The 13380-nt window shown below is 64.0% G+C and carries 14 protein-coding genes; 8 read left to right on the forward strand and 6 right to left on the reverse strand.

Annotated features, from left to right (window positions below; all coding sequences use genetic code 11):
• Window positions 1-2: 2 nt before the first annotated feature.
• Window positions 3-725 (reverse strand): flagellar basal-body rod protein FlgF, encoded by a 723-nt coding sequence (flgF, locus tag EN874_RS14935; RefSeq protein WP_127425409.1) that lies wholly within the window; start codon window positions 723-725, stop codon window positions 3-5.
• A gap of 7 nt (window positions 726-732) precedes the next feature.
• Window positions 733-1509 carry a DUF1217 domain-containing protein gene (locus EN874_RS14940; protein WP_127425410.1) on the reverse strand — a complete coding sequence of 259 codons (777 nt, stop codon included), beginning with the start codon at window positions 1507-1509 and terminating at the stop codon, window positions 733-735.
• A gap of 144 nt (window positions 1510-1653) precedes the next feature.
• Between EN874_RS14940 and motA the strand changes: the two genes are divergently transcribed.
• Genes motA through EN874_RS14970 form a run of 6 tightly spaced genes read left to right on the forward strand, consistent with a single transcriptional unit; the run spans window position 1654 to window position 6541 of the window.
• Window positions 1654-2529, forward strand: a complete 876-nt coding sequence (motA, locus tag EN874_RS14945) for a flagellar motor stator protein MotA (protein ID WP_126087864.1) — start codon at window positions 1654-1656, stop codon at window positions 2527-2529.
• 34 nt (window positions 2530-2563) lie between these two features.
• The gene (locus EN874_RS14950; RefSeq protein WP_127425411.1) at window positions 2564-3499 is read left to right on the forward strand and encodes a FliM/FliN family flagellar motor switch protein; all 936 of its coding nucleotides are present in this window, start codon (window positions 2564-2566) and stop codon (window positions 3497-3499) included.
• A 30-nt stretch (window positions 3500-3529) separates the two neighbouring features.
• Entirely contained in the window at window positions 3530-3916 is a 387-nt protein-coding gene (fliN, locus tag EN874_RS14955; RefSeq protein ID WP_127425412.1) for a flagellar motor switch protein FliN, read from the forward strand.
• A gap of 43 nt (window positions 3917-3959) precedes the next feature.
• Window positions 3960-4976, forward strand: a complete 1017-nt coding sequence (locus EN874_RS14960) for a flagellar motor switch protein FliG (RefSeq protein ID WP_127425413.1) — start codon at window positions 3960-3962, stop codon at window positions 4974-4976.
• 24 nt (window positions 4977-5000) lie between these two features.
• On the forward strand, window positions 5001-6083 hold the full coding sequence (gene flhB / locus EN874_RS14965) for a flagellar biosynthesis protein FlhB (RefSeq protein WP_127425414.1): 1083 nt from the start codon (window positions 5001-5003) through the stop codon (window positions 6081-6083).
• Between the two features lie 20 nt (window positions 6084-6103).
• Window positions 6104-6541: a hypothetical protein gene (locus EN874_RS14970; protein WP_127425415.1), complete on the forward strand. Its 438-nt coding sequence runs from the start codon at window positions 6104-6106 to the stop codon at window positions 6539-6541.
• Between the two features lie 34 nt (window positions 6542-6575).
• On the opposite strand, the gene EN874_RS14975 is transcribed toward EN874_RS14970, so the two are convergent.
• From EN874_RS14975 to EN874_RS14990, 4 genes are all read right to left on the reverse strand, one after another.
• Complete coding sequence (locus EN874_RS14975) at window positions 6576-7346, reverse strand: LuxR C-terminal-related transcriptional regulator (RefSeq protein WP_127425416.1); 771 nt, start codon at window positions 7344-7346, stop codon at window positions 6576-6578.
• Complete coding sequence (locus EN874_RS14980; RefSeq protein WP_127425417.1) at window positions 7343-8053, reverse strand: LuxR family transcriptional regulator; 711 nt, start codon at window positions 8051-8053, stop codon at window positions 7343-7345. Before EN874_RS14980 ends, EN874_RS14975 begins: the two co-directional genes overlap by 4 nt.
• A 437-nt stretch (window positions 8054-8490) precedes the next feature.
• Window positions 8491-9522: a histone deacetylase family protein gene (locus EN874_RS14985; protein WP_127425418.1), complete on the reverse strand. Its 1032-nt coding sequence runs from the start codon at window positions 9520-9522 to the stop codon at window positions 8491-8493.
• A gap of 41 nt (window positions 9523-9563) precedes the next feature.
• Window positions 9564-10217, reverse strand: a complete 654-nt coding sequence (locus EN874_RS14990) for a TetR/AcrR family transcriptional regulator (protein ID WP_127425419.1) — start codon at window positions 10215-10217, stop codon at window positions 9564-9566.
• 251 nt (window positions 10218-10468) lie between these two features.
• On the opposite strand from EN874_RS14990, the gene EN874_RS14995 reads away from it, so the two are divergent.
• Both EN874_RS14995 and EN874_RS15000 read left to right on the forward strand, forming a co-directional pair.
• A complete protein-coding gene (locus EN874_RS14995) occupies window positions 10469-12130 on the forward strand; it encodes an amidohydrolase (protein WP_127425420.1) in 1662 nt (553 codons plus the stop codon).
• A gap of 143 nt (window positions 12131-12273) precedes the next feature.
• Window positions 12274-13374: an ABC transporter ATP-binding protein gene (locus tag EN874_RS15000; RefSeq protein WP_127425421.1), complete on the forward strand. Its 1101-nt coding sequence runs from the start codon at window positions 12274-12276 to the stop codon at window positions 13372-13374.
• The last annotated feature ends 6 nt before the right edge of the window (window positions 13375-13380 follow it).

A 13380-nucleotide genomic window follows, 5' to 3' on the forward strand; every position in this document is an offset into this window, starting at 1 on the left:
CGCTACTTCGAGCCGAGCGTCTTGATCGCGTCGTCGGTGGACGAAGCGCTCTGCCGGATCAGCGCCGCCGTGTTCTCGAAGGCGCGCTGCACCTGGATCAGCCGGGTCATCTCCAGCACCGGATTGACGTTGGATTCTTCCAGGAAGCCTTGCGCGACGCCGACATCGGAGCGGTCGGTGACCGGTTCGGGGGTTCGCGCGGGAACGATGCCCGAATTGCCGTAACGGACAAAATTTTCGCCCGGATCGAAATCATAGAGGCCGATGGCGCCGACAAGCTGGTCGTTCTGCCTGAGCGAGCCGTCGGCGCCGGCCTTGGGCGGGCCGTTGCGCGGATCGAGCTGGATCGGCGCGCCGCCGCTGTCCAGCACAGGATAGCCTTCGGTCGACATCAGCTCGCCGTTCTCGTTCATGGAGAAACGGCCGTCGCGGGTCATCACCGTGCCGGCCGGTGTCTCGATGGCGAACCAGGCGTCGCCCTGGATTGCGAAGTCGAAAGGATTGCCGGTCTCGGTCATCGAGCCGTGCGCGGTGGAAAGATAGGTCTTGCCGGAGGATGCGAAGGAGACCGACTTCGGCCCGGTGCCGGAGACCACGTCCTCGAATTTCACGCCGGTGGCGCGAAAGCCGATGGTCGAGGCGTTGGCGACATTGTCGGCAATGGTGTCGAGACGACGCTCGAGCGCGACCTGCGAGGAGAGGGCGACGTAGAGACTGTCCTGCATGATGCTCTCAGAACTTCAGCTTCTGCATGGCCATCATCAGATCGGTCGAGATGCCGACCGTGGTCGGTTGCGCGAAGAGCACGCTGACCGAGGTCACGGCGCTGGAGGTCGGGTTGTTGATCTCCCACAGGCTGGTGAAGCGGGTCAGGAACTTGTTCAGCTTGTCGGGGTCCTTGAAGTCGGCGATATCGAGCTTTTGCTCGAACATCTGCGCCTGCTTGTCGATGTCGGCGGAAGCGATGGAGTCGGGCAGGCCGAGCGCGGTGCGGACCACGCTCGAAAGCGCCGTGTCGGCGAGCACGTCGTACCAGTTGTTGATGTCGGGCGCCTTGCGCTGGAAGTAAAGCGCCAGCCGCACGCCCTGATTGGTTTCGCCGGCGTTCTCCTCCAGCGTCTGGCGCATGTATTTGTCGACCGCGCCTTGCTGGGCGGAGGGAAAGAGGGTGGCGGTCGAGCCATAGGCGGCAAAGTTGAAAGCCTTGACGAAGTCGGCGTAGCGCTTGTCGCTGAGCTTGTTGGCGAAGCTGTCCTCGTCGGCCACGCCTTCCTTGAGCGCCTTGACCATGAAGGCCTTGGCATAGGCCATGTCCTGCAGCCCGTACGCCTTCATGGCGTAGTTGAAGAGCCGCGTGTTGTTGACGAAATCGTCGATGGTTTTGACGTTGCCGATATTGGCCAGGTAGTAGTCGGTCTCGCGCTTCACGACCGGCTGCGACTCGACCTGGTCGATTGCCTTGGGGATGTCCCTGGCGATGAGCTGGTAGCTCGTATAGGTGTTCAGCATATGCGCCTCCGGCCGAAGCTGTCCGAGGACGATAGCGAAGCTTCCTTGTGCGAAGCTGAATCGGTTTTGCGCATCGCGATTCAAGCCTCACACAAGGCACGAGGACTATCCCTGATCCCGACGTGACATGCGGAAGGACCTGTCGTGGGTATTCTGATCGGACTTGTGGTGACGCTTGGCTGCGTTCTCGGCGGCTTCATGGCCATGGGCGGCCATCTGCATGTGCTGATGCAGCCGTGGGAAGCGGTGGTCATCTGCGGCGCGGCGCTCGGCACCTTCCTCGTCGCCAACCCGATGAAGACGGTCAAGGACACCGGCAAGGGCATTCTCGAGGCGTTCAAGCAGGCGGTGCCGAAGGAGCGCGACTATCTCGAGACGCTGGGCGTCCTGCACAGCCTGATGCGCGAGCTGCGCTCGAAGTCGCGCAGCGAGGTCGAGGCGCATATCGACAATCCGGAAGAGTCGGCGATCTTCCAGGCCTTTCCCACTGTCCTGAAGAATCACGATCTGACGCATTTCATCTGCGACTATTGCCGCATCATCATCATCGGCAACGCCCGCTCACACGAGATCGAGGCGCTGATGGACGAAGAGATCCAGACGATCCGCACCGACAAGCTGAAGGCCTATCACGCGATGGTCGCCGTCGGCGACGGCCTGCCGGCGCTCGGCATCGTCGCGGCCGTGCTCGGCGTGGTGAAGGCGATGGGCGCGCTTGACCAGTCGCCGGAGATCCTCGGCGGGCTGATTGGCGCGGCACTCGTCGGAACCTTTCTCGGCATCTTCCTGTCCTATGCCGTGGTCGGTCCGGTCGCCACCAAGATCAAGACGGTGCGCGAGAAGAAGAACCGCCTCTACATCATCGTCAAGCAGACGCTGCTCGCCTACATGAACGGCGCCTTGCCGCAGGTCGCGATCGAGTTTGGCCGCAAGACGATCTCCTCCTATGAGCGCCCGACGATCGATGCCGTCGAGCAGAGCACGATGAACACGGGCACCGCCGAGAAGAAGGCGGCCTGAGCATGCAGAACCTAAGCCAGGGCAGCTCGCCGTCATGATCAGTCCGGGCAGTCCGTCGCAAACCCGGGCCCTCATCATCGAGCGTCTCGTCGGCGACAGCGGCGAGGCCGCGCAGGTGATCGGCGTCGGCCGCGGCATGGCCGAACGCTCGCTGCCGCTGCTGCAGAAAGCCCTTTCAGGGGAGCTTGGCGCGCCGGTCACCGTCGACCTGCAAGCCGTGGAAGTGGGCCGTGTCCCCGATGCGCGCATGCGCGCCGGCGAGACCTTCGCCTTGACGATCATTTCGTCGCCGACCTCCGCGGATGCCATGACGCTGGTCATGGACGCGCCGGCGATCGCGGTCATGGTCTCGGCGCTGTTCGGCGGAGACCCGGACCAGCCGGTGGCGCCGATCGAGCGCGAGCTGTCGCAGATCGAGATCGACGTCGCGACCACCGTCTTCCAGGAGGTTGCGGTGGCGCTCAACGGATCGGGCAGGCGTTCGCTCGAGCTGCGCCTGCCGATCACCAAGACGATGTCCGGCAACGAGGCAAGACGGCGGGTGTTGCGCGACGGCGCGGCGGTTCGCATCGTCTACGGCATCTCGACGCCGACCGATACCGGCACGGTGACGGTGATGATCCCGCAGCGCATTCTGTTGGCGACGCGCGGCGCCACCGCAAATACGGGCGAAGACGGAACGACGGAATTCGACTGGCGGGCCCGCTTCTCGGAAGAAGTCATGCGCTCGGCCGTGCGGCTCGAGGCCACCATGCCGCTCGCCCGACTGACGCTTGGCGATCTCGCCGCCTTCCAGCCCGGCCAGGTGATCGAGTTCGAGGAAGGCGCGCAGCTGCAGGCCAAGCTCAGCGCGCGCGACAAGACGCTGTTTGTCTGCGAGTTCGGCAAGCTCGGACAGAATTACACGGTCCGCATCCGGCATCCCCACGATGGCGGGCAGGACTTCATCGACGGGCTCATGCCGGGCTGAGGCCTGGCTTGAGATTATTGGAGACGACGCATGGCAAAGACCAAGGTGGAAGCCGAACCCGAAGCCGACCAGCCGGACGAGCAGCTCGACCGCGCCATCGAGGAGTTGCGCGGCGTGCTCCGGGAAGAGGAAAACCGACCGGACGCCGCCCTCCAGGCCGGCGCTAACTCCAGCATCATCATGACGATCCCGGTCGATGTGCAGATCATCCTCGGCAGCACCGAAATGCCGGTGTCGGAGCTGATGGCGCTGCAGAAAGGCTCGACCGTGGCGCTCAACCGCCGCATCGGCGAGCCGGTCGACGTGGTGGTCAACGGCCGCCGAATCGCGCGCGGCGAGATCACCGTGCTGGAACACGACCCATCGCGCTTCGGCATCAGGCTTACCGAGATCACAGCCGCGACGAAGAGCGCCTGAGGATGGGCAGCGACAGCATGCACCCGAAGCGGAGCCAGGCCCGATGACGTCGTTGACGCTAACGCGCCCGCAAAAGGCCGCCGCGATACTGGTGGCGATGGGCAAGCCTTCGGCCAGCCGGCTGCTCAAATTCTTCAAGCAGGAAGAGCTGAAGGCGCTGATCGAGGGCGCGCGCCTGCTGCGCACCATCCCGCAAGCCGACCTGGAGCGCATCGTCGGGGAATTCGAGGCCGAGTTCACCGAAGGCGCCGGCCTGCTCGATTCGGCCGACCGCATGGATACGATCCTCAACGAATCCCTGTCGCCCGAGGAAATGAGCGCCATCATGGGCGAGAAGAAATTCGAGCCCGCCCCCGAGGGACCGCCGCCGATCTGGCCGGATCTCGAAAAGCTCGAGCCGACGCGCCTCGGCACCTTCCTCGCCGGTGAACATCCGCAGACGTCCGCCATGGTGCTGTCGAAGCTAGCGCCGCAGACTGCCGCCAACGTGCTGCTGACGATGGAAAAGCCGTTACGCAGCCAGATCGTCAAGCGCATGGTGACGATGGCCACCATTCCGGACGCGGCAGCCAGGATCGTCGAGAGCCAGTTGCGCGCCAGCGTGCTTTCGCAAAAAACGACCAGGGATACGTCGGCCGGCCAGGAGCGCGTCGCCGGCGTGCTCAACGAAATGGCCAAGCCCGAGCTCGACGAGCTCATGCAGGACCTGGAAGAGGCCGGCACACCGGACCTTGCCGGCGTCAGGTCGCGGCTGTTTGCCTTCGACGACATGCCGCTGCTCACCCAGAAGGCGCGCGTGCTTCTGTTCGACGGGCTGTCGACCGAGCTCGTCACGCTGGCATTGCGCGGGGCACCTGCGGAGCTTACCGAATCGGTGCTGTCGGCGATCGGCGCACGCTCGCGCCGCATGATCGAATCCGAGCTCGCACAGGGATCGGAAGGCATCGCGCTGGCGGACATCATGGCGGCGCGCAAGACGATCGCCGTGGCGACCATCCGCCTTTCGCGGCAGGGAGCGTTCGAACTTCCCTCGACGCAGACCGCCGCCGAAGCCGCCTGACGATAATGATCCGGTCAAGGTACCATGGCTGAGGCGGTCGACAAGGATTCCAAAACCGAGGAAGCCACAGAAAAGAAGATTCGCGACACGATCGAGCAGGGCAAGCTGCCCCATTCGCGCGAGACGGCGATCTTTGCTTCCTTCCTGGCCATACTGGTGTTCGCCGTCTTCTACGCCAAGGACGCCATCGTCAATCTCGGCATGTTCCTGGCCATGTTCCTGGAAAAGCCGGAAGCCTGGCCGATGGATACCGAGACCGACGTCATCGAGCTCTACAAGACCGTGCTTTTCGAAATCGGCCGCGCCGTCGTCAGCCTGCTGGTGCTCCTGGTGGTTGCCGGCGTCGGTGCCTCGGTGTTCCAGAACATCCCGCAAATCGTCGGCGAGCGGATCAGGCCGCAACTGTCGCGCATTTCGATCGCCAAGGGCTGGAACCGCCTGTTCGGCCTGCAGGGCTTCGTCGAATTCGGCAAGTCGCTGGCCAAGCTTGCCTTGGCCATCGCCGTGCTTACCTTCACGCTTTCGGAGGATCACCGCAGGCTGCTCGCCGGCATGATCACCAATCCGATGTCGTTCGGCATGGTCATCCGCGGCATCTTCGTCGACATACTGGTGGCGATCGTCTTCGTCATGGGGCTGATCGCGGTCGCCGACATCGTCTGGTCGCGCTTCCACTGGCGGCGCGACCTGCGCATGACCAAGCAGGAAGTGAAGGACGAGATGAAGCAGTCGGAAGGCGATCCGATCGTGAAGTCTCGCCTGCGCTCGCTGGCGCGCGACCGGGCGCGGCGGCGCATGATGACGGCGGTGCCGCGCGCGACGCTCATCATCGCCAATCCGACGCACTATTCCATCGCGCTGAAATATGTTCGCGAGGAGGACTCCGCCCCGCTGGTGCTCGCCAAGGGCCAGGATCTGGTGGCGCTGAAGATCCGCGAGATCGCCAGGGAGCACAACATCCCGATCTTCGAGGACGTGGCGCTTGCCCGCTCCATGTACAAGCAAGTTTCGGTTGATAGCGTGATCCCGTCGCAATTCTACCAGGCCGTCGCCGAGCTGGTGCGGATCGTCTACTCGAAGAAGGCCGAGCGAAAAGTAACCCAATGAACGGACGCTGCTTGTAATCCATGAACCGGCAACCACACGCCAATTCACGCGAGCAGATCGTCGCCGGCGCCATCCAGGAGGTGGTGGGCGAGCTGCGGCTCATCGAGGTCGCCGACTACATCGCCTTCATCCGGCTGGAGCATTTCGCCTGCCTGTCGGACCTGGTGGACTCGGCCGCGGAGCTCTACTTCCAGCCGGGCACGCTGCGGCTCGGTCACGGCGGCGAAGCGCAAGTCGACTGGAGCGGCAGCCCGCGCATCGTGCTGGATCTCGAGCTTCGGCCGCGCGGCGTCACCGTCTATTTTCAGCTGACGCTGACCGGGCAGGGGTCATCCGTGGTCGTCAACTACGTGTCGTTCGAGAAGCCGGGCGAGACGCCGGAGCACAACACCGCCCTGCTCGAGGACGCCATCGACCAGGCGCGCATCCGCAGGACCGAGCCGCTCGCCTATCCCTGACGTCAAATTCGGGAGTGGATTTGGCCTGAGCCAATTACTCGATCAGGCCAAGACGCAGCGCCTTGGCCACCGCCTGGTTGCGGTTGACGGCGTTGAGCTTCTGCGTCGACTGGGTGAGATACTGGTTGGCGGTGTGCACCGACAGTTTCAGCAGTTTCGCGATCTCTTCGCTGGTGTTGCCGTTGGCGGTCAGCTTCAGGCATTCGAGCTCACGCTTGGAGATGGCGCGCGTCCTGCCGGTTTCGCTCGGGCGAATCCGGGCGACCGCCGCGAACAGCGCAAAGCAGCGCGCGTGGATTTCACAAAGCGTGTCGTCCGACAGCGCGATATCCGGTCCCAGGAAGACCACCAGCCCGCACTGACCGCGATCGGCATGCACCGGAAAGGCGATGCCGTTGGTGCCGGGCGCGAGCGGAGCGGCCGGTTCGGACCATGCCAGGCTCGCCAGCGTTTGCCGCGAGCCGGCCATGTCGTCATCGGCCCACCAGCGCGGCGTCGTCGAGATGCGGCTGTGGCGCACCATCTCCTCGCCGCTGGCGCCAGAGATGAATTTGGTCGTGACGGCGGTCGACGGATAGTCGGAATCGAAGCAGGCGACCAGGCGCGCGCGCTCCAGCGAAGGGCTGACGAAGAACAGCCCGAAACCGGAAGCGTTGATGTCGACGGCGATCCAGCGGCATCGACGCACGGCGTCCGGAATGGTCACCGTGTGATGCGTCTCCGATCCGAGCGAGAAGGCGCCGAACGGATTGCGCTGGTCGTTGAAAAGGGCGGCCGCGGCTTCTCTGATCTGTGCGTGCTTCAAATGATGCCGCTCCTGATCGCGGTCGCAATCGCCATCGCGCGGTTGCTGGCCGCGAATTTCTGGATGGCATGGGTGATGTAGCTGTTGACGGTGTTCGACGAGACGCCAAGGATAAGGGACACCTCGTCCGTGGTCTTGCCTTCCGACACCCAGAACAGGCATTCGCGCTCGCGGTCCGACAGCGGGTCCTGCATGGATGCCGCGGCGATCAGTTGCGGGATGCTGGACAGCGCGTAGCAGCATTTGAGCTGTGCCCTCATCAGGGCGGTGAGATCGATCTTGCGGGGCTCGGCGGCGGAAAACAGCACGAACAGGCGCTGGCGGCCGACATTGAGCCTGAGCGAATAGATTTCAGCATGGCCGAGCACGTCGAGCAGCCGGGCTTCCTCGCCGCTCAGCAGCGCGCCGGCGTCCGGCGCGTGGGCCGCGACCAATGGCTTGGGGCGCACGCCGGGTGCGGCCGTCAGCGGTCCGAGCGCAAGATTGGCGATCAGCCTTTTGCCGATCAGCTCGATGGCATCGAAAATCCAGTTCGACGACACGATGCGCGCGTCGTTGCGGTCCTGGTCGTGCACGATGGCGACAAGCATGTAGCTGTCGGCGCCGATATCGGCGGCAAGCTGCATGAAGAAGCTGGTGAGATCGCCGCGCGACGCCAGGCGCGAGCCTGAAGCGTCGGATTGAAGAAGCGCGGCGGGACTGCTCATCTTGATATTCTGGCCGGAATCGATCCCTGTGCCCGGTGCTGGCAAAGCCAACGGCCGGACCCGAAACGCGTCACGTTCACGAAGACACACTCGAGGGCGCGCACAGCGCCCAACCGAGCCGAATCCTTTCAGGGAACGCGAAGCCGTCCGCGTCTGGTGCCGGCCGGATGCCGGAACTTGAGACTTTGGGTGGTCGCCGCGCCCCCCAATGGACCGGCTGATTCGGGTCTAATCTACCCGCAGATGAATCCGACATCAAACGCGATTTGACAAAATCGAATCTGGTGGACTCGCGTTGCGACTCAGACGCTGCAACTCGCGTTATGTGGGGGCAAGTTCAGGGTCGGATTGAGCCGATCGTTTTCGCGTCTGGGTCGCTGGAAAACACGCACCCGGCTGCTGCTCCGAGAGCGTTGTCGTTTCGACCGGACGGCCGCTCAGCGGTCCTCGAATCCCGTGAGCACCCCGACGGCGTTGATGCCGATCTCTTCCACCGCGTAGCCGCCTTCCATGACGAACAGCGTCGGCAAGCCGAGCCTGGCGATCCGGCGGCCGATCCTGGGGTAATCCTCGCTCTTCAGCTTGAACTGGCTGATCGGATCCTTCTCGAAGGTGTCGACGCCGAGCGAGACAATGACGACTTCGGGCGCGTAGGCGGCAAGCCTGGCACAGGCGTCCTCCAGCGAAGCGTTCCAGCGGTCCCAGTCGGTGCCGAAGGGCATCGGATAGTTGACGTTGAAGCCTTCGCCTTCGCCCTCGCCGCGCTCGTCGGCATGGCCGAGGAAGAAGGGGTATTCGACCATCGGGTCGCCATGCAGGTTGAGCACCTGGACGTCGCTGCGGCGATAGAAGATCTCCTGCGTGCCGTTGCCGTGATGATAGTCGACGTCGAGGATCGAGACACGGCTCGCGCCCTGGTCGCGGAACCATTGCGCGACGACGGCGGCGTTGTTGATGAAGCAGTAGCCGCCCATGAACGCGGCGCCCGCGTGATGGCCGGGCGGCCGGCAGAGCGCAAAGGCAGTCCGCTCGCCGCCCTTGACCAGGGCTGCCGCCGTCAGCGCGACGTCATAGGAGGACTTGATCGCCGCCCAGGTGCCTTCGACGAAGGTGGCGCCGGCATCGAAGGAATAATAGCCGAGCAGGGCGTCGATGCGCTTCGGCGGCACGTCGCCGCGCAATCCGCGCGTCGGCCAGGTGAAGCCCATGGCCGAGCCCTCGAAGCCGGCAGCGACCCATTCCGGCCACACGGTCGGCAGGAAATCGATGTAGCGCGCGTCATGCACGCGCTTGGCGGCGGCAAGGTCATGCTCGACCGGTCCGATGATTGGGCCAAGCTTCTCGCTTTCCAGCCTTGCCTTGATGAACTCAGCCCGCGACGGCTTCTCGAAACCCGGCACGATCGCCGAAGTGACCAGTTCCATCTGGCCCGAATGACCGGCGTGGAGCGGCGAAAAGACAGTCTTCATAAGAATTCCCCTGGAGTGCAAAATCAGTTGGAAATGCGAGATCAATCGAGATTGAGATAGGGGTTCACAAGAGCGAGCCACATGGCTTCCACATCGTCCTCGATGAGGTCGAACGTCTTGCGATCTCTCTTCAGGCCGACAAGCCTGCAGGCGTGCCCGACCTCCATCATCACCAGGCCCAGCCGCTTGGCGGTCTTTTCTTCCAGGGCCGGATTCACATGCTGCAGCCAGGCTGCATAGAGGGCGATGATCTCCTTGTCGTATTCGTCCTGGATCGGCCTCAGATTGGCGTTGCCGGATATCGCCTCGATCACCGGCATCAGGGTAGCGTTGTCGAGATAGATCCTGGACGTGTCGACGAAGAGTTTGCGCACCTCCCGACGAAACTCCTCGCGGTTCGTGGGCGGCGGGACTTTGATGCGCTTCGCGATGACCTCGGGAAAAGACGACAGCCAGCGCCGGGCCAGGTCCAGAAGAATGGCTTCCTTGTTGGGAAAGTACTGATAGACCGAGCCGACCGAGAGGCCCGCACGTTGCGCGATGGCGAGCGTCGTCGGCGTCCTGGTTCCCTGCTCCCGCGTCAGGATCAGCGCCGCGTCGAGAATCCTGTCGACCACCTTGCTTGACCGTTGTTGCCGCGGCTGCTTGCGCGGTTCGAGCGCTATCCTGGTCTTGCGGTCGAGACTGCGCTTCACGTTCCGATGCCCTCGTTCACCGCCCGGCCTCAACACAGGCGCGGGTGCTTTCCACTATACATTGCAAGTTCCGGCTGTTGACAAACGCGAATAAACAGTCGCATTCTTTATCCACGCTGTCTTCCACGATAACAAGGGGAATTTCGAAGACGGCGCATCGGCATCGACTCTCGTCCCACGGCGCCGCTCCAGTGGAGCGGCAGCTCGCAGGACCTGGCGTTGTCGGTCCCTCAGCAAAATGTGGAGTCGCGATGTCGGTTGGCGGTGCGGATCTGATAGTCGTCAACGGCCGTGTACTGACCATGGACGACGACAATCCCGCCGCCGAGGCTATAGCCGTCAAGAACGGCGCCATCATCGCCATTGGCGGCCGCGCTTCCGTCGAAGAGCTCAAAGGCCCTGCCACCCAGGTCATCGATGCCCAGGGCGGCTCCGTCCTGCCGGGCTTCATCGAGGCGCATATGCACCTCTTCGGCGGCGCGGCCGAGCTCGACAACCTGCATCTGGCGGGCGTGCATGGCTTCGACGCGCTGCGCGACGCGATCCAGACTTTCGCCGCCGACCGTCCGAATACAAGGCTGCTGATCGGCGCCGGCGTCGACTACGCGATCCTGCCCGAGCCGGTGACGCGCCACGATCTCGACCGCATCATCCCCGACCGGCCCTTCGCCATGTCGGCCTCCGATCACCACACGATGTGGGCAAACACCAAGGCGCTCGAAGAGGCCGGTCTGCTCCATGGCAAGCGGGTGGGGCCGGGCAACGAAGTCGTCATGGGCGCGGACGGACTTGCCGCCGGCGAGTTGCGCGAGAGCGAAGCGTTCGGGCCGGTCCTCGACCATTTCGGCGCAAACCGGACGCGGCTTGGTCTCGAAGGGGCAGAGCCCGACCCTTATCCGTCCGCCGCCGAACTTGCCGCCGACCGCGACCTCATGCATCGCGGGCTCGAGTGGTGCGCAAAGCACGGCATCACCTCGATCCAGAACATGGACGGCAACCTCTATCAGCTCGAGCTGCTCGCTGGGCTGGAAGAAGAAGGGCGGCTGCTGTGCCGCACCAAGATCCCGTTCCACTTCAAGAATTTCATGAAGCTGGACATGCTGGAAAAAGCCTCGCGCATGGCGGCCGCCTACAATTCCGAGTGGCTGTCGTCCGGCATGGTCAAGGTCTTCTATGACGGCGTGCTGGATTCCTGGACCGCGGTGATGGTCGACGACTATGCCGATCGTCCAGGCTGGCGCGGCGAACCGCTTTTTTCGCCCGAGCATTTCGCCGAAGTGGCGGTCGAGGCCGACCGGCGCGGCCTGCAGATCGCCGTGCACTCGATCGGCGACGGCGCCGTGCGGGCGGTGCTCGACGGCTATCAGGCGGCGCTGAAGAAGAATGGCCGGCGCGACAGCCGGCACCGCGTCGAGCACATCGAGGTCACCACGCCGTCCGACGTGCCAAGGTTTGCCGAGCTTGGCGTGCTCGCCTCGATGCAGCCGCCGCACCCGCCGGGGGCGATGAATTTCCCGCTGGAACCGACGATCTCGCGCATCGGTCGCGACAAGTGGCCGCTGAGCTATGCCTGGCGCACGTTGAAGAATGCCGGCGCGCGCGTTGTCTTCGCCTCCGACTGGCCGGTTTCGCCGGTAGACCCGATCCTGGGCATCCAGGCGGCGGTGATGCGCAAGCCTTGGGCAGAGGGCCTGCCGGATCAGAGCTTCTCGCTGCATGAATCGATTGCCGGCTACACGGTCGAGGGCGCCCATGCCGAGTTCATGGAGCATCGCAAGGGCCGCCTGAAACCCGGATACCTGGCCGACATCGTCGTCTTGTCGGCCGATATCGAGGCGACGGCGCCGGAAGCGCTGCACACCGTGCGGCCGGTGACCACGATTTGCGGCGGAAAGGTCACTTACCAAGCCTGAGGATGGCCAGGCCTGAGGATGGCATGGGGATTGCTTTTAAAAGTCGAGTTACTGCTCCGCAGTTGCCAAGCCGACTGGCTTGTGGTGACAATCAAACAGGAACGCACCTGCCGCCAAGAGCAGGCTCTCTTAATGGGGTAATCGTGCCGGAACAACCGGGCAAGAACGCGATCGAAGTTCGTGGCGTACGCAAGGTATTTGGAACCGGCGAAAACCAGGTAGCCGCTCTCGACACTGTGTCGGTGTCGATCCGCGAGAACGAGTTTTTCACCCTGCTCGGCCCGTCCGGATGCGGAAAGACGACGTTGCTGAGATTGATAGCCGGCTTCGATTTTCCAAGCGCCGGCGAAATCCTGCTGCACGGCCAGGACATCGCGCCGCTGCCGCCCTTCAAGCGCCCGGTCAACACCGTCTTCCAGAGCTATGCGCTGTTCCCGCACATGACGGTGGCGCAGAACATCGGCTTCGGGCTGGAAATGCTCGGCAGGCCGAAAGCAGAGATCGAGGCGCGCGTCGCTCAGATGCTGAAGCTGGTCAAGATGGAGGCGCTCAAGGCGCGCCGCACCAGCCAGATCTCCGGCGGCCAGCAGCAGCGCGTGGCGCTGGCCCGGGCGCTGGCGCCGCAGCCGAAGGTGCTGCTGCTCGACGAGCCGCTCTCGGCGCTCGACTACAAGCTGCGCAAGGAGATGCAGATCGAACTGAAGCGTCTGCAGCACGAGACCGGCATCACCTTCATCTTCGTCACCCACGACCAGGAGGAAGCGCTGACCATGTCCGACCGCATCGCCGTGATGTCGGCCGGCAAGATCCTGCAGGTCGGCACGCCGCGCGACATCTACGACCGACCGGCCGAGCGCTTCGTCGCCGACTTCATCGGCGAAAGCAATTTCCTCAAGGGCGAGGTGAAAAGCGTGGCGGATGGGCGCGCCACAGTCACGCTCTCGTCGGGTACGGAAATTCCGGCATCGCTGCCGGAAGCCTTTACGCCGTCGGGTGGCGTCACGCTCGTGGTGCGGCCGGAACACGCCCAGCTCGGTCCGGTGGAAGCCAACGCTTCGCTCAGCGGCACGGTCGAGAACATTGTGTATCTCGGCACCGATACGCATTTCCATCTCAAGCTCGACGATGGCAGCGCCTTCATCGTGCGGCGGCAGAACAGCCGCGGTGGCGGGGAAGCGCTTGCGGCGGGCAGCCGCGCGGGTGTCGTGATCAGCGAGAACGCCGCTCAGGTGCTGAAGGACTAAAGGACT

This window comes from Mesorhizobium sp. M1D.F.Ca.ET.231.01.1.1, assembly GCF_003999155.2.
Lineage (GTDB): Bacteria > Pseudomonadota > Alphaproteobacteria > Rhizobiales > Rhizobiaceae > Mesorhizobium.